The sequence below is a fragment of the Cloacibacterium sp. TD35 genome (genome assembly GCF_028864635.1).
Taxonomy (GTDB): domain Bacteria; phylum Bacteroidota; class Bacteroidia; order Flavobacteriales; family Weeksellaceae; genus Cloacibacterium.
The window spans coordinates 159,834-175,926 of record NZ_CP104850.1 but is presented as its reverse complement, the minus strand read 5'-3'; the positions used below and the strand labels follow the sequence as shown (position 1 = coordinate 175,926).

Sequence of the window (16,093 nt, the reverse complement as noted above, 5' to 3'; positions counted from 1 at the left end):
CCAAATTTGACTCCTAAAGTCATCGAACCACTTCGTTAGGTTTCTCGTTCCGCTCTCGCTTTTTTGTTTTTTAGATTCTTCGACTCCGCTATTAGATTTGCAAAAGAAAAAGTAACTTTAAATATTAATTTAAGTTATACTGATACCAGAGGCGCTATGGTGAACTAGTTCGACTAATAAATAAGACTTATACTGAGCATTAGACCTTAGCGCCTTTTAGGTTCTTGAACCATTTAGAATTTTAAGTTTCTAGACTTAGTAATAGCGTTAGTTAGAACCTTGCTGGAAATCAGAATGACCTTTCAATTGTAAATTTATGAAAAATCTATTTATTGGAATTGATATTTCCAAAGAGGTATTTGATTATTGTGCTATTGATGAGCAAAACCAAATAATCATCAATAAACAAGTTGCCCCAAATTCCAAAGATGGAATTGAAAAATTTTGTCAAAAACTTGACCAATTAAAAGAGTATTCTATCTGGATTGCCATGGAACACACTGGGCATTATGGAAGTTTACTATGTTATGAGTTCTCTATTCGTCAACTTTGTTATTCCTTAATCAATCCTTTAGAAATGAAACATGCTACTGGAATTAGCAGAGGAAAAACTGATGCAGTAGATGCTTGGAGAATCGCAAGTTATGCTTTAGCTAATAAACATAAACTAAAACCATACATATTACCAGCAAAAGAACTTAGAAAACTCAAAATATTAATGAGTTCTAGAGAACGTTTGGTTAAAGTCCATGTACAAATGAAAAACGGTTTAAAAAGCTTAGAAATAGAAGCAAAAATAATCTCTCTAAAGTCTCACACTCAAGAAATGGAGCGAATCATTCTTCAAATAGAAAAATCTATATTGTCTACGGAAAAACAAATGAGAGAAATTATTATACAAAACGATGAATTGAAAAACAACTTTCAGAAAATAACTTCTGTTATTGGTGTAGGAGAGATTACTGCTATAAAATGCATTCTTGAAACGGATAATTTTACCAAATTCAACAACCCAAGAAAGTTCAGTTGTCACTGCGGTTTAGCCCCTTTTAAATATCAATCTGGAAGCAGTATTAGAGGGAAAACTAAAACAAGTTCGCTCTGTGACAAATCCCTTAAAAGCATCCTTTTTAAAGCTGCTTGCTCAGCTATACAGCATGACCCTCAACTGAAAAATTATTACTTAAGAAAAACTTCTGAGGGAAAACACAAATTATCTGTAATAAACGCTGTAGCAAGTAAAATTGTGCTAAGAATTTTTGCCGTATCTAAAAGAAAACAAAATTTTGTAAAACTTTTTAACTAAACTCTTGTTTTTATCTTAGAATGCTCAGAATGACAAAAAACAAAAAGAGCTCCGCTCAACTCGGGGCGCAACTCAGAATCCTTTTGGATTTTCAGTACAATATTTTCACAAAAGAAACCTTTTCAACTTTTCATTATCACATCATCACATGACCAAATTATCACATCAAATTTCCGTATCTTTGCACTCCACGAGAAAAACAGCTTGTTGATTCCAAGAAATTGGGGTAGGAAAGTCCGGACATCACAGAGCAGCATAAAGGCTAACAGCCTTCCGTCGTGAGATGAGGACAAGTGCAACAGAAAGCAAGTACAGTTCGGCTGTAGTGAAACCAGGTAAACTCTATGCGATGCAATGGTAAGTATATCGATGCTTTTTAGAGCAATCTAAGAATAGGAGTAGCTCGCTCCGAAAATCGAGGGGTAACCAGCTCAAGGTTTGCAGTAATGTAAACCGTAGATAAATAACAAGCGTCCCGATTTATCGGGAAACAGAATCCGGCTTATCGTTTTTCTCGTGGTTTTTTATTCACTTTCCAGCTGTTTTTTCGCATCATCTAATCCTGCTCTCTCTTCTTCTGAAAGTGTAGGATATTGCAGATTCATTTTTTCCAGCGTTTCTATAATAATTTGTATAGCTGCCACTCTGGCAAACCATTTTTGATCTGCCGGAATCACAAACCAAGGCGCGTGATCTTTACTGGTTTCGGAAATGGCTTCTTCATAAGCCTTCATATATTGGTCGAAAACTGCACGTTCTTTTAAGTCGCCTAAAGAAAATTTCCAATTTTTTTCTTGTTCAGCAATTCGGTCTAGAAAACGTTTTTTTTGTTCTTCCTTGGAAACATGTAAGAAAATTTTCACAATTTTCGTTCCATTTCTTGCAATATGTTTTTCAAAATTTTTGATGCTCTCATATCTGTTTTTCCAGAATTTCTCATGGATTTCGTCAGTAGATTTCCAAACTTTTTCGCTTAGATTATATTCAGGATGCACTTTACACACCAAGACACTTTCGTAATGACTTCGGTTGAAAATTCCTATTTTTCCTTTTTCTGGTAAAGCCAAATAATGCCTCCAGATGAAATCATGATTGTATTCTTTAGAAGTTGGCGTTTTAAAACTGGTTACTTCACAACCTTGCGGATTTACTCCAGAAAAAACATGCTCTATCAAGCTATCTTTTCCGGCAGCATCCATTGCTTGTATCACCACTAAAAGAGACTGGCTACCATCTGCATAAAGTTTTTCTTGAAGTTCATAAAGTTTTTTCTTCTCTGCATCGAGCATTTTTTGACCTTCTTCTTTGGTGAGGTCGCCTTTATAATCGGTATTGAAATCTTTGAGATTGAATTTTTGAGTTTCTTTAACAAGAAAGTTTTCTGTGAAATTGATGTCCATTTTTGAAGTCTTTTGTTCAACTAAAGATAATAAAAAAAAACCGACTGATTAAAGTCGGTTTTATATAATAATTTAGGTGTGAATTATTTTTTAGGAGCTAATGTTTTTTCTTCAGCTTTAGCATTTGCATCTACTGTTCCTTGGATGTATAGTACTACTCTTCCGTTTACAGGATCGTTAGAAAATACGTCAATAGATTTTTTGAAAGGTGCAGCATTTGCAGTGTTATAATGAACTTTAATCTGTCCTGATTTTCCTGGCATAATTGGATCTCTAGGCCATTCAGAAGCAGTGCAACCACAACCTGGTTGTACATTTGAAAGGATTAAAGGTTTGTCACCAGTATTTTTAAAAGTAAAAACCTTGTTTCCGTCTGCGTTTACAGGAACAGTGCCGTAATCAATAGTTGTTTTTTCAAAAGAAATAGTTTGTGCAGAAGAGAAAACAAAACCTCCGATGAGCAACAAACCTCCAATAAATTTTTTCATATTTAATAAAGTTTTTTGTTATAATTATAGTTCAAAATTATAAATAAATTTTGTAAATAAATTCAAATTCCTCTTTTTTATTTTGTTTTATGTGATTTATGCGCTACAATTCTTAAAAAGAAGAAATTTAACCATTTAAAAATTCACATTTTATCGTATTTTTGCAAATTACAAGCCAAACTCATTTTTATTTAAAAATTTATGCAAATTTCAGAAAAATATAATCCTCAGGAAACAGAACAGAAATGGTACAATTACTGGTTAGAAAACAATTATTTTCATTCTACCCCAGATAACAGACCTCCTTACACGATTGTAATTCCGCCACCAAACGTGACGGGAATTCTTCACATGGGACACATGTTAAATAATACCATTCAAGATGTTTTGGTCAGAAGAGCCAGAATGCAAGGGTTTAATGCACTTTGGGTTCCGGGAACCGACCACGCTTCTATCGCTACTGAAGCTAAAGTGGTGGCAAAACTGAAATCTGAAGGAATTAATAAATCTGATATTACCCGAGACGAATTTTTAGTTCACGCTTGGGATTGGACGCATAAGTATGGCGGAACAATTCTTGAACAATTAAAGAAATTAGGTTGTTCTTGTGATTGGGACAGAACGCGTTTCACAATGGAACCGAAATTGTCTGCTCAAGTCATCAAATCTTTCGTTGATTTATACAATAAAGGTTTGATTTATAGAGGTTATAGAATGGTGAACTGGGATCCAGAAGCTAAAACCAATATTTCTGATGAAGAGGTAATTTACAAAGAACTTAACGGGAAGCTTTGGTACCTTAAATATAAAATTGAAGGTTCTGAAGAATTTATTTCTGTGGCTACAACTCGTCCAGAAACCATTTTCGGTGACGTAGCGGTTTGTGTAAATCCTAACGACGAAAAATATGCTCATCTGAAAGGCAAAAATGTAATTGTTCCGATTGTAAATAGAGTAATTCCAATTATTGAAGATGAATATGTAGACATGGAATTCGGAACTGGAGCTTTGAAAATTACTCCTGCGCATGATATCAATGACTACGAAATCGGTCAGAAGCACAATTTGCAAATGATTGATGCATTAGATGATGATGGTAAATTGAATGAACACGGGTTGCATTACAATGGTAAAGATAGATTTGAAGTTAGAAAACTTATTGCTAAAGAATTAGAAGAAAAAAATCTTTTACTTAAAGCAGAAGATTATGTGAATAAAGTAGGGACATCTGAGAGAACTGGCGCAGTGATTGAGCCTAAAATTTCTCAACAATGGTTCTTGAAAATGTCTGAAATTGCGAAGCCAGCTTTGGATGTAGTAATGAATGACGAGGTGAAATTCCACCCAGAAAAATTCAAAAACACTTACAGACATTGGATGGAAAATATCCGTGATTGGAATATCTCTCGTCAACTTTGGTGGGGTCAACAAATTCCAGCGTATTATTACGGAGAAGGAAGTGAGGATTATGTAGTTGCAGAAAATATAGAAGAAGCTTTGGTTTTAGCCAAAGAAAAATCTCAAAATTCAGATTTACAAATTTCAAATCTTCGTCAAGACGAAGATGCTCTAGATACATGGTTCTCTTCTTGGTTATGGCCTATGTCCGTTTTTGATGGAATGTTAGACGAAAACAATGAAGACATTAAGTATTATTATCCAACTTCTGATTTGGTAACAGGTCCAGACATTATTTTCTTCTGGGTAGCCAGAATGATTATGGCAGGATTAGAATTCCGTGGTGAAGTTCCTTTCAAAAATGTATATTTTACAGGAATTGTAAGGGATAAGCAACGCAGAAAAATGTCTAAATCACTCGGGAATTCTCCAGACCCAATAGAATTGATTGAAAAATATGGCGCAGATGGAGTAAGAGTAGGGATTTTACTGAGTTCAGCAGCGGGTAATGATTTGCTTTTTGATGAAGACTTAATGTTGCAAGGAAGAAACTTTGCGACTAAAATCTGGAATGCTTTCAGATTAATTCAAGGTTGGAAAAAAGAAGACAAACCAGCAAATGAAGCAGATGTACAAACCATAGAATGGTTCGGAAACCAAATGAATAAAACCATTGCCGAAATCAATGACCAATTCTCAAAATTCAGAATTTCTGATGCCTTGCATCTAATTTATAAATTGATTTGGGACGATTTCTGTGCTTGGTATTTAGAAGCGATTAAACCAAATTATGGAGAAGGAATTTCTCAAGAAGTTTATGATAAAACCATTGCTTATTTTGAGGAATTGATGAGATTGTTGCATCCTTTCATGCCGTTCTTAACGGAAGAATTGTACCAAGCCATTTCAGAAAGAAGCGCAGAAGAAGCTTTGGTGATTGCTCAACAGAAAAAAGCAAAATTTTTCAGCGAAGAAAATATAAAAGCCTTTGAAACTGCAAAAGAATTGATTTCTGGCGTTAGAAATTACCGTCAAAGCAAAGGGATTTCGCCTAGAGAAGCCGTAGAATTATTTACCAATGCTGTTTCTTTCGAAAATGAAGCGGTGGTAAAAAAATTAGCGAATATTTCTGAAATTAACTTCGGAAATAAAACAGATAAACCAAGTTTCACTTTCTTAGTAGGAGCTACAGAAGTTTCTATTCCATTGAGTGAAAACCTAGATTTAGGTGAAGAAAAAGCAAAAACAGAAGAAGAACTAAAATATTTAAAAGGATTCTTAATTTCGGTAGAAAAGAAATTATCTAACGAAAAATTTGTTGCTGGTGCTCCTGCTCAAGTAGTAGAAAATGAGCGCAAAAAACAAAAAGATGCGCAAGATAAAATTGCAATTTTAGAAGAAAAATTAAAAACATTGTAGGGATTGGAAGTCTGATGTGAAGTGCTCTTTTGCATTTTGCATGAGACCACACCCAACTTCCTTTCATCAAACATCCATCATTATCATGTCACACCTAGAAAACATATCAAAACTTTTTTCTAAAAATTTTGTAGAAAATCCCATGCTAGAAACATTCGAGGTAGGGAAAATTCATCTTCCTAGCGGAAAGTTAGTAGCTTGTGACCCATTGATTACTCATGATATGAAGGAATTTGTGATTCATTTTCCTGTAGGTGATTTTCCTGTTTTTGTACACAAAGAAAGAGACAGCAATTGTATTGCTTATGTAGAAGTAGTGTTCCAAAATGAGGAAGTAGAATCCTTTAAAATGGCAACTACAGAAGGTCAGCATATTGAAGATTTAAAAGAGGAAGAAGTTTTCGGGTATCCTGTAGAATCTGGAATGGGTTGTTTTATGGATGCAGAAACACAAGATGCTCTTAACCATCTCGAAAATAGATTGTTTCATAGAAAAGGAGCAGACTTCATGGGGATTTACGAAGAGTTTTTTCATAGTTATTTTTTCGATGAAAATGGAGCGATTGATCAGTTTGCTTTCTTAAAACCAGACGAAGAAAAGCCAGGGAATATTTTTGCTTTTGAAACAGGATACGGAGAGGGTTTCTATGCGAGCTATATTGGTTTTGGAGCAGAAAATCAACCAGTTAAAATTATAACAGAGTTTATTGAAATAAAATCTGAATAATTATTCTTCTCAAAATAAAAAAAGACTAATTTTGTTGTAGACCAAACGCTGAAATTTTAAAACTAATAAAAATTAAACTTCAATGAAAGTAAGCGCAGAACAGCCCAAAATTATAGTGGTAGGAAGTTCTTCTATCGATTTAGTTCTCAATACATCTTTTCATCCTGAACCAAATGAAACGGTAATTGCCCAAAAATCTGAAACTTTTTTTGGAGGAAAAGGAGCAAATCAAGCAGTAGGAACAGCTAGATTAGGAGCAAGTGTATATTTTGTGGGTTGTGTAGGAATGGATCCTTACGGTCAGCAGATTCTTAGAAATTTGGTAGATGAAAATGTAAATGTAGGATTTGTGCATGAAGAGGTAAACCATGCTACAGGAACAGCTTACGTTACTGCTTGCAAAGGGCAAAATGCCATCGTAGTTGTACCTTCAGCTAATTATTCATTGCTTCCAGAACATTTAGACAATCCCGAGAAGTTTTTTTCTACGGTAGATTTAGTACTTACCCAATTAGAAATTCCAATGAATGTGGTAGAAAAAACATATGAATTGGCTAAAAATTACAATAAAAAATTAGGAATTTATGCTTCTCCGGCTGTTAGAATTTCAGAAGAAATTTTAGAATATGCTTCTTTTATTGTGGCAAAAAGCAATGAACTTTCTATCGTTTTTGGTGAAGAATCCCGAGAAAAAATTCTGAGAAAATACCCAAATAAACTTTTTGTAAGAGATGATGCCAATTCTACCATTTATTATAATGGTTCAGAAATGAAGTATCACAGAAATGACCCAGAAGACATGCCAAATAAAATGGGAATGGGAGATGCTTTTACTTCTGGCTTTTCCATCGCTTTATGTCATGGGAATGATGTTGATGATTGTGTAAAATTCGGGAATGATGTCTCATTAAAAGTGGCACAAAAAAGAGGTTCACAAACTGGTTTGCCAAGATTAAGTGATTTCGGTTTGTAGCGTATGACCATAGAATAATATGCAGAGAATTTCAAATTTTTGAAATTCTCTTCTTTTTTTAGATATTTTTGAAAACAGAATCTCAACAGATTTTCTCTTATGAATAATACCATTACCATCCATACTCAAGACCAATATCCCATTATAGCAACTCTTTTCGAGCCAGAAAATGCAAATGGGAAACTACTATTGGTGAATTCTGCGACTGGCGTGAAGCAACAGACCTATTATGCTTTTGCACAATATTTTGCAGACTTGGGATTTGTGGTGATTACCTATGATTACAGAGGAGTGGCGCTTTCTAAACCAGAAAAGCTCAAAGGTTTTAAAGCGAGTATGAGAACATGGGGAAATACAGATTACAAAGCCATTACAAATTTTATAGAGGAGCATTATCCCAATCACCGAAAATTTTTAATTGGTCATTCTGTGGGTGCTTTAATTCTTGGGATGAACAAAGGTTCAGAAATTTTTGAAAAATTCTGTTTCGTGGCCACTCAAAATACTTATTTTGGGCATCTTTCTCCGAGAATTAAAATGTTAGGATTATTGGGTTTTGGATTGTATCAGCCCGTTCTAACTCGGGTAAAAGGGTATTTTAAGACGTATTTTGTGAATTTAGGCGAGTCTTTACCCAAAGGTGTTTCAGATGATTGGCGAACCCTTATCATGAACCGAAAATCCGTAAATCGATTACTCGAAAAAACGGAGGATTTCTCTAAAAATTTACATCAAGAAGTCTTATATCTCAATATGCAAGATGATGATTGGATTACAGAAACGGGAATGAAACTACTCATGAACGAAACGTATGTCAATATGAAACCTATTTACAGAACCGTGCATCCTCACGAAAGCAATGGTGAAGAAATAGGACATATTAATTTTTTTAGAGCAAAACACAGTAAACTTTGGAGCATTGTTTTCGATTGGTTTTCGTAGTTTTGGGACATGAAAAATCACATTACGCTTACCATAAATTCTGTTAAAGAAAAACTAGAAGGCGCAGAAGCGGGACACGATTGGTTTCATATAGAACGCGTGTGGAAACTCTCTAAAAAAATTGCCGAAAAAGAAGGTGGAAATCTAGAAGTAATAGAACTTTCTGCTTTGTTGCATGATATTGCAGATCCTAAATTTCATAATGGTGATGAAACTTTAGCACTTAAAATTTCTAAAAACTTTCTAGAAGAAATTCATGTAGATGCTGAATTAATAGAGCAAGTGTTGTTCGTCATTAAAAATATTTCCTTTAAAAATAGAGCAGAAGCTCCAGAAAATCCTTCTTTAGAATTGCAAATTGTGCAAGATGCAGACCGTCTAGATGCCATTGGAGCAATTGGGATTGCCCGAACGTTCAACTTTGGGGGATTTAAGAATAATTTGATGTATCATCCGGAAATCAAGCCGAATATAGGCATGAACAAAGAAGAGTACAAAAAATCAAATGGAACAACTATTAATCATTTTTATGAAAAATTGTTGTTGCTCAAGGATTTAATGAACACTGAAACGGCAAAAAAAATCGCATCAGAAAGACATGATTTTATGCTGCAATTTCTAGATGAATTTTATAAAGAATGGAATGTGGAATTTTAGAATTTCCCATGCTCGATTCTGATTTTTTCAAAAGTCAATCAAAAACAATATCTTTGTTATAATGAATAGTCTCAATTTTGTTTTACTTTTCCTCTTAACTCTAGCTCTAATTTTAAGTTTATTTAAAACAGGAGCAGGAGCAAAATTGGCTAAGAATATTAGGGTTTTTATTGTGATATTAGGTTTGGCATTCTTTGGATATTGGTTTTTTCAAAAAAGTTTTAGTAATTTTTTAGAAAATTCCATGTCTATACAGGTCATTAACAGGGTTAATCAGCCATTGGATATTTATGCCATAAAAGTTATCGACAAAGACCAAAATAAATTTCTTACTAAGCATTTAGGTAAAGTAAGAACCAATCACTATCAAATAGACTATTTTGTAATGAGTAATTCTAATGAATTTTGGATTACTGCATACAACATAAAGAACCAATTGGTTTATTTTTCTCAACATAGCGTTCAGAACAAAGAAGAAGATCAAAAAATAGAGGTAAGAACATTTTTAAATCAAAGTCAAAAATTGTCAGACATCGCAGAAAGAGTAATAGAAAAGAATAAACTAGAAAATGTAAATCAAAGTATTTTTGTTTCGCTTACACTATTGCTATTATTCTTAAATATCGTTCTTCTTACGAGAAAGAAATAAAAAAACTTCTAGAATTTCTAGAAGTTTTTCATTTTTCATTTGTATAATTAAGCGGTTTTTATTTTTTCTTTTCTTTGAGTTCTTCTTTATCTTTATCAGATGGGTTCCAAACTTTTACTTCAGAATTTTCAGTGATTCCAGAAAGAATTTGTACATTAATTCCATCAGATGCACCAAGTTTTATAAAGGTCTTTTTGAATTTTCCGTCTTTCTGTTTTACTTCTACAAAAGGAACATCTTTGCCATTTTGTTTTTCGTATTGAATAAGACTTTCGTCTAGAAGTAAAGCGTTTTTCTGTGAACTGAGAACGATTTCGCCATTGGCAGAAAAACCAGCTCTGATGTATTCATTGGTAGGGTTAAAAACATCTCCTTCTATTGGGAATTTGATGGTTCCGTTTTCATCTTTTCCTTTTGGAGCAATCATGGTTACTTTTCCAGGGAATGTTTTATTTTGTAAAGCACCAATCACGATGTTCATATTCATACCTTCTTTGATTTTTCCAGCTTGCGCTTCATCTATTTTCCCTTCAAAAATAAGAGAGTTAAGGTCTGCTACACTACAGATAGTGGTTCCAGCGTTAAACTGGTTGGCTTCAATTACTTGGTATCCTATTTTTACAGGAACTTCTAGCACAGTTCCAGTTGCTTTAGAACGGATTTGTGTAGTGGCAAGACTTTGTAAACCTTCTGCAACACCAGTTCTGGCGATTTGTAAATTTTTCTGAGCGGTTTGCAATTGCTGTTGAGTGTTTTTCAACTGATTTTGCATGGATTGCAGTTGCTGTTGAGCGGTAAGAAATTCTTGTTTAGAAATCACGCCTTGATTGTACAAACGCTGTTGCATAGCAAACTGCTGTTGCTGGTTAGCCAAATTAATTTTAGCATTGTTAATTTGAAGATTAGCATTTTGCACTTCTTGTTGAGCCGCGTTTACCTGAGGAACACTTGGCACAATTTTAAGGGTAGCAATAAGTTCTCCCGCAGTTACATGGTCGCCTTCTTTTACCAAGATTTTGTCTATAATCCCAGACATATTCGGTTTGATTTCCACTTCTTCTCTAGGAACTATTTTACCAGTAGCCATTACTTTATCATCTAAATTTTGTACGAAGGGTTTTCTGGTCAAAAAGGCTTCGCTTTCTTTAGAATTAGATTTAATCAGGTAACTTATTCCCATCAGAAGTCCGGCTGCAAAAAGCAAACCTAAGAGAATATAAACTACTTTTTTGAAGGTTAAGTTTTTCATATACTTATTGAATTTAAAGTCAAGTTTTCAGTTATATATTTCGAAAATCGAAATTTCTAAATTATTTTAAACAAATTATCACATTCTTAAATTACCATATGATCTTATTCAGAACGCAACGCTTCTATAGGTCTAATTTTCACTGCTCGTTGTGCAGGAATCATCCCGATGAGAAGTCCTAAAATCGTCATTACAGCCATAGCCGCAAAAACGTGTGAATAATTAACCGTAGGATTATAAAATGGGAAGGCATCTTGATTCTGGGTCATTGCATTGATGATCATCAAAAGGAAAATTCCAAAAATAAATCCTAATAGTCCCGAAGTCAAGGTAATTACCACACTTTCTAGCAAAATCTGATTTCTAACTTCAGATGGCTTAGCTCCTAGAGCTCTTCTGATGCCTATTTCTTTGGTTCTTTCTTTTACGGTAATCAATAAAATGTTAGAAATCGCAATCACACCCGCCAAAATGGTAAGCGCCCCTACAATAATGGTAAGCAATTGCATTCCTGTTAAAAACCCATACATTTTCCCGAACATCTTCCCCAAATTGAAACTTCCAAAAGCGTTGGTGTCTTCAGGAGAAACGTTGTTTTTCTTTTTAAGTTCTAGTTTAGCTTGCTCTTCTACGGTTTCTAGATTGGCTTCTGGTTTACTCACTATTGCAAAAAAGCCTACTTTGTCTCCATCATTATACATTTTAGTATAGGTAGAAAGTGGGATGTATGCAGTAGTGTCATTATCCATAGGGCCACCTGCTTTGGCTACCTTATAAACGCCGATGACGTTAAAGAAAATTCCTTTGATATTGATCGATTTCCCAATAGGGTTTTCATTTTTCTTGGCATCAAAGAAGTTTTTATAAATTTCTTCGCCGATGACTACTACGTTTTTGCTGGCAGTAACATCTGCATCATTTAGATATCTTCCAAAGATTAATTTCTTTTCAGAAATTTTATTTCCTGCTGGGTAATCCCCAGTAAGCGTATACGTGGTAGATTTTCCGTTGCGGTTCATTTGTTCACCAGGATTTCCAAAATTTCCTCTGGAATTTTGAGGTGAAATGTAATCAATTTGTGGGATTTTCTTTTCCAATAAATCCATATCTGGAAGGTGCAAACTCAGTTGTCTGCCTTTTGGGAAACCGTTATAAGGAATGGTGGTATTCTGTGCCCACATAAAAATAGAATTGGTAGCAAATCCAGAAAATAATTTATCAAAACCGTTTTCCATACCCTTTGCAGCACCTAATAAACTAACAAACAAAAACATACCCCAACCTACACCAATCATGGTGAGGAAAGTACGAAGTTTATTATTTTTAAGTGAATAATAAATTTCTTGCCACGTATCTTTTTTGAATATGATGTTCATTTAGATTTAATTAAAAATTAAAAGATTGAAGAATTAAAATTCATAACTTATAACTCATGACTCATAATTTACTCTGCTCTCAGTGCTTCTATCGGTTTTATTTTACTCGCTCTGTATGCAGGGACAAATCCAGCAAGCAATCCAGACATCACCAAACTGATAAATGCTACGGTAATCAATAGCCAACCAACACTTGGGTCTTTGATGAAATATTCTTCTAAACTATTGCCAATTAATTTCAAGGTCAAAACGCCTAATGCAACGCCTATCAATCCAGAAATTACGGTGATGACAATACTTTCTTGAATAATTAAAGTGATAATGCTTCTCGGTTTAGCACCGATGGCTTTTCTTACTCCAATTTCCTGAGTTCTTTCTTTCACGATATACACCATGATATTACTAATACCAATGATTCCTGCCAATAAAGTTCCCATTCCAATGAATCCCACAATCATGGTAATTACAAATAAAAACTGGAAGGAGTCTTTCAGACTTTCTGCTCGGTTTCTTACGATTACCGCATTTTCATCATCTGGAGAAACTTTTTTTCTGGCCTTTAATTCTTTTTTCAACTGGTCACTATAAGCGATGGCTTGTTCTGGTTTTAGGTTTTCATCATAAGCAATGAATACTCTGTTTACTGTATCAGAACCTTTTTTCATCTGCTGAAGCGTAGAAATAGGAATAGAAATCATACGTTCGTCCCAGTCGCCGCCATCATCAGCAAAAACCCCAATAACTTTGAAAACACTACCGTTAATCTCGAGTTCTTTACCTACGGGATCACCATTTTTGATGAGGTCACGCTGCACCATTCTACCGATAACTGCTACATTTTGTTTTTCGTCAATATCTTTTGGAGAGATAAATCTTCCGTTGAGTAATTGTCGGTTCTCTATTTTTACCTCTTCATCATTGGCTCCGCTGATTTGGTAGAAACCACTTTCTTTTCCATATTTTACATTAAGATTGGTAGAATATCGTGGAGTAGAATACTGCACTTTTTCAGGATGCGCATCTACAATAGCATTATAGTCACTATTATTGAGGGTTACTTGTCTGTCAGCTTGTAAGCCTTCATAAGCAATGGTGGTTTTTCCAGTAAAAATGGAAATAAGATTCTGTGCATCTCTGGTAAATCCTTCTTGGAAGGCATTTTGCAATCCTTTTCCAATACCGAAGAGAACAATAAAAATATATAAACCCAGCGCTACGGTAAATCCAGAGAGCACTGTTCGCAATACATTACTGCGAATAGAACTGAAAATTTCTTGCCAACGGTCTATATCAAACATATTATTTTTTTAATTTATTGCTTTGCAAAGTCAATTTGCTTTGCAGTCAATTGTCAATTTTTTTTAAAATTTACCATTCATTTTTCAACTTTGTTGAAAAAATTTACCATTCACTTACTGTATTTTTTCCTCCTCATAATCTCATAACCTCATAACCTCATAACTTCATCACCTTATCACCACCTTACAAAACCACCTGCTGTATATACTCATCCGTTTCAATGATACCGTCTTTCAAATGTACATTTCTCTTGGTTTGAGCCGCTACATCTGGTTCGTGGGTAACTACGATGATGGTTTTTCCTTCGTTATTAATATCTTGAAGAAGTTTCATAATATCATGAGTGGTCTGAGAATCGAGTGCTCCTGTTGGCTCATCTGCCAAAATCACTTTAGGATTGGTAATTAAAGCTCTTGCAATAGCTACACGCTGTTTTTGTCCCCCCGAAAGTTCATTAGGCAAGTGATTCGCCCATTGCGTTAAACCTACTTTTTCTAAATATTCCATCGCGCGTTGGTTTCGCTCTTTTCTAGGTACATTTTGATAATACAGCGGGAGTGCTACATTTTCTAATGCAGTTTTATAACCAATTAAATTAAACGATTGAAAAACAAATCCTAAGAATTTACTTCTGTATTCTGCCGCTTTAGTTTCGGTGAGATGTTCAATAGGAATACCATCTAGCTCATAAGTTCCGCTGTCTTTTTCATCTAAAATACCAATGATATTGAGTAAAGTAGATTTTCCAGAGCCAGAACTTCCCATAATCGAAACGAATTCTCCTTCGCCGATTTCTAGGTTAATTCCTTTCAATACGTGCAACTTATTATGACCGATATCGTAAGACTTATGTAAATCCTTGATGACTAGCATGGGCTTTTTTGCAATAAGTAGAAAATTTTAAGAACTTGTTACAACAAAATAAATGCTAAATTTTTAAAAAGATTTGTTTAACTGTAATTAATTATTAATACTATATTTTTTATGATATGTTTAATTAAAAATAGCTTGAAAAGCTTTAATTATGTACCAAGAGTACGAAAATGCTTTATTCATCAAACCTCTATGTGATTGTGGAAAACTTTTGCCACTAAAAACCAAAAAATTAACATGAATGAGCCGTTTTCATTTTTGATTTATAACTTCAATTTCTATTTTTGTAATCAAACTCATTCAAATAATTAACCAAAAAACGCAACAATCTATGGGAATTTTTGACAAACGTATCAGTTATAAACCTTTTGAATATCCAGAAGTACTACAATTTGTTGATGCTATTAATAAATCTTTTTGGGTACACTCAGAAATAGATTTTACAGCAGATGTACAAGATTTCCATTCTAATCTTCAGCCGTACGAACAAAATGCTGTAAAGCATGCCCTTTTAGCTATTGCACAAATTGAAGTTTCTGTAAAAACCTTCTGGGGAAATCTGTACAACCACATGCCGAAACCAGAATTGAATGGTTTAGGTGCTACTTTTGCAGAATGTGAATTCCGTCACAGTGAGGCTTATTCTAGATTGTTGGAAGTGTTAGGATATAATGATGAATTCAATAATGTGATAGAAATACCTGCCATCAGAGAGAGAATAGATTATTTGAATACGGTTTTAGCCAATGCGAAATCTACCAATCATAAAGAGTACGTTTCTTCACTGTTATTATTCTCTATTTTAATAGAAAACGTTTCTTTGTTCAGTCAGTTTGCGACCATTTTATCTTTTACAAGATTCAAAGGTTACATGAAAAATGTATCAAACATCATCGCATGGACTTCTGTAGATGAGCAAATTCACGCCAATGCTGGAATCTATTTAATTAATAAAATCCGCGAAGAACAACCAGAATTATTGACAGATGCAGATATCGAAGATATTTATGGTTTAGTAGACCGTTCTGTAGAACTGGAAGCGAAAATTCTAGATTGGATTTTTGAAGCAGGAGAGCTAGATATGTTCTCAAAAGAAGACTTGCTCAACTTTATGAAATACAGAGTAGATGATTCTTTGAAAAAAATTGGTATGAAAACTCGTTACAACGTAACACCTGAACAATACAGACCGATGACGTGGTTCGAAGAAGAAGTTTTCGCCAATTCATTAGATGACTTTTTTGCCAAAAGACCAGTAGATTACACTAAGCACGATAAGAGCATCACTGCTAACGATTTGTTCTAAAAGATAAGCCCTTTATTTGACGCACAACTCA

The 16,093-nt window shown here is 34.2% G+C and carries 14 protein-coding genes and 1 other RNA gene; 9 read left to right on the top strand and 6 right to left on the bottom strand.

Translation table 11 applies throughout. The features are described 5' to 3' along the window. Window positions 1-316: 316 nt before the first annotated feature. Both N7277_RS00715 and rnpB read left to right on the top strand, forming a co-directional pair. Window positions 317-1,306 carry an IS110 family transposase gene (locus N7277_RS00715; RefSeq protein WP_274779201.1) on the top strand — a complete coding sequence of 330 codons (990 nt, stop codon included), beginning with the start codon at window positions 317-319 and terminating at the stop codon, window positions 1,304-1,306. A 191-nt stretch (window positions 1,307-1,497) separates the two neighbouring features. Then, an RNA gene (rnpB, locus tag N7277_RS00710) (RNase P RNA component class A) lies at window positions 1,498-1,827 on the top strand. Window positions 1,828-1,830: 3 nt separating this feature from the next. On the opposite strand, the gene N7277_RS00705 is transcribed toward rnpB, so the two are convergent. Together N7277_RS00705 and N7277_RS00700 are read right to left on the bottom strand one after the other, a co-directional pair. Next, the gene (locus N7277_RS00705; RefSeq protein ID WP_274779880.1) at window positions 1,831-2,706 is read right to left on the bottom strand and encodes a polyphosphate kinase 2 family protein; all 876 of its coding nucleotides are present in this window, start codon (window positions 2,704-2,706) and stop codon (window positions 1,831-1,833) included. 83 nt (window positions 2,707-2,789) lie between these two features. Continuing rightward, window positions 2,790-3,194, bottom strand: a complete 405-nt coding sequence (locus tag N7277_RS00700) for a DUF1573 domain-containing protein (RefSeq protein ID WP_274779879.1) — start codon at window positions 3,192-3,194, stop codon at window positions 2,790-2,792. Window positions 3,195-3,395: 201 nt separating this feature from the next. Here N7277_RS00700 and N7277_RS00695 point away from each other — a divergent pair, with 201 nt between their 5' ends. The 6 genes from N7277_RS00695 to N7277_RS00670 all read left to right on the top strand — a co-directional run bounded on the left by N7277_RS00695 (window position 3,396) and on the right by N7277_RS00670 (window position 9,959). Beyond that, window positions 3,396-6,011: a valine--tRNA ligase gene (locus N7277_RS00695; RefSeq protein WP_274779878.1), complete on the top strand. Its 2,616-nt coding sequence runs from the start codon at window positions 3,396-3,398 to the stop codon at window positions 6,009-6,011. An 85-nt stretch (window positions 6,012-6,096) separates the two neighbouring features. Further along, a complete protein-coding gene (locus N7277_RS00690; RefSeq protein ID WP_274779877.1) occupies window positions 6,097-6,738 on the top strand; it encodes a DUF4241 domain-containing protein in 642 nt (213 codons plus the stop codon). 82 nt (window positions 6,739-6,820) lie between these two features. Further along, window positions 6,821-7,711 (top strand): ribokinase, encoded by an 891-nt coding sequence (locus N7277_RS00685; protein ID WP_274779876.1) that lies wholly within the window; start codon window positions 6,821-6,823, stop codon window positions 7,709-7,711. Window positions 7,712-7,810: 99 nt separating this feature from the next. Then, window positions 7,811-8,653 carry an alpha/beta hydrolase family protein gene (locus tag N7277_RS00680; RefSeq protein WP_274779875.1) on the top strand — a complete coding sequence of 281 codons (843 nt, stop codon included), beginning with the start codon at window positions 7,811-7,813 and terminating at the stop codon, window positions 8,651-8,653. Window positions 8,654-8,662: 9 nt separating this feature from the next. Next, entirely contained in the window at window positions 8,663-9,310 is a 648-nt protein-coding gene (locus N7277_RS00675) for an HD domain-containing protein (RefSeq protein WP_274779874.1), read from the top strand. A 61-nt stretch (window positions 9,311-9,371) separates the two neighbouring features. Beyond that, a complete protein-coding gene (locus N7277_RS00670; RefSeq protein WP_274779873.1) occupies window positions 9,372-9,959 on the top strand; it encodes a hypothetical protein in 588 nt (195 codons plus the stop codon). 58 nt (window positions 9,960-10,017) lie between these two features. On the opposite strand, the gene N7277_RS00665 is transcribed toward N7277_RS00670, so the two are convergent. The 4 genes from N7277_RS00665 to N7277_RS00650 form a co-directional block, all read right to left on the bottom strand. Next, a complete protein-coding gene (locus tag N7277_RS00665; protein WP_274779872.1) occupies window positions 10,018-11,208 on the bottom strand; it encodes an efflux RND transporter periplasmic adaptor subunit in 1,191 nt (396 codons plus the stop codon). Between the two features lie 104 nt (window positions 11,209-11,312). Next, the gene (locus tag N7277_RS00660; protein WP_274779871.1) at window positions 11,313-12,584 is read right to left on the bottom strand and encodes an ABC transporter permease; all 1,272 of its coding nucleotides are present in this window, start codon (window positions 12,582-12,584) and stop codon (window positions 11,313-11,315) included. 68 nt (window positions 12,585-12,652) lie between these two features. After that, a complete protein-coding gene (locus N7277_RS00655) occupies window positions 12,653-13,882 on the bottom strand; it encodes an ABC transporter permease (protein WP_274779870.1) in 1,230 nt (409 codons plus the stop codon). A gap of 184 nt (window positions 13,883-14,066) precedes the next feature. Continuing rightward, window positions 14,067-14,756, bottom strand: a complete 690-nt coding sequence (locus tag N7277_RS00650) for an ABC transporter ATP-binding protein (RefSeq protein WP_274779869.1) — start codon at window positions 14,754-14,756, stop codon at window positions 14,067-14,069. Window positions 14,757-15,087: 331 nt separating this feature from the next. On the opposite strand from N7277_RS00650, the gene N7277_RS00645 reads away from it, so the two are divergent. After that, entirely contained in the window at window positions 15,088-16,062 is a 975-nt protein-coding gene (locus tag N7277_RS00645) for a ribonucleotide-diphosphate reductase subunit beta (RefSeq protein ID WP_274779868.1), read from the top strand. The last annotated feature ends 31 nt before the right edge of the window (window positions 16,063-16,093 follow it).

Coding starts and splice junctions, on each gene's coding strand:
- N7277_RS00655 (WP_274779870.1), bottom strand. CDS start 13,882: ATGTTTGATATAGACCGTTGGCAAGAAATTTTCAGTTCTATTCGCAGT.
- N7277_RS00715 (WP_274779201.1), top strand. CDS start 317: ATGAAAAATCTATTTATTGGAATTGATATTTCCAAAGAGGTATTTGAT.
- N7277_RS00670 (WP_274779873.1), top strand. CDS start 9,372: ATGAATAGTCTCAATTTTGTTTTACTTTTCCTCTTAACTCTAGCTCTA.
- N7277_RS00675 (WP_274779874.1), top strand. CDS start 8,663: ATGAAAAATCACATTACGCTTACCATAAATTCTGTTAAAGAAAAACTA.
- N7277_RS00665 (WP_274779872.1), bottom strand. CDS start 11,208: ATGAAAAACTTAACCTTCAAAAAAGTAGTTTATATTCTCTTAGGTTTG.
- N7277_RS00690 (WP_274779877.1), top strand. CDS start 6,097: ATGTCACACCTAGAAAACATATCAAAACTTTTTTCTAAAAATTTTGTA.
- N7277_RS00650 (WP_274779869.1), bottom strand. CDS start 14,756: ATGCTAGTCATCAAGGATTTACATAAGTCTTACGATATCGGTCATAAT.
- N7277_RS00645 (WP_274779868.1), top strand. CDS start 15,088: ATGGGAATTTTTGACAAACGTATCAGTTATAAACCTTTTGAATATCCA.
- N7277_RS00700 (WP_274779879.1), bottom strand. CDS start 3,194: ATGAAAAAATTTATTGGAGGTTTGTTGCTCATCGGAGGTTTTGTTTTC.
- N7277_RS00660 (WP_274779871.1), bottom strand. CDS start 12,584: ATGAACATCATATTCAAAAAAGATACGTGGCAAGAAATTTATTATTCA.
- N7277_RS00685 (WP_274779876.1), top strand. CDS start 6,821: ATGAAAGTAAGCGCAGAACAGCCCAAAATTATAGTGGTAGGAAGTTCT.
- N7277_RS00695 (WP_274779878.1), top strand. CDS start 3,396: ATGCAAATTTCAGAAAAATATAATCCTCAGGAAACAGAACAGAAATGG.
- N7277_RS00680 (WP_274779875.1), top strand. CDS start 7,811: ATGAATAATACCATTACCATCCATACTCAAGACCAATATCCCATTATA.
- N7277_RS00705 (WP_274779880.1), bottom strand. CDS start 2,706: ATGGACATCAATTTCACAGAAAACTTTCTTGTTAAAGAAACTCAAAAA.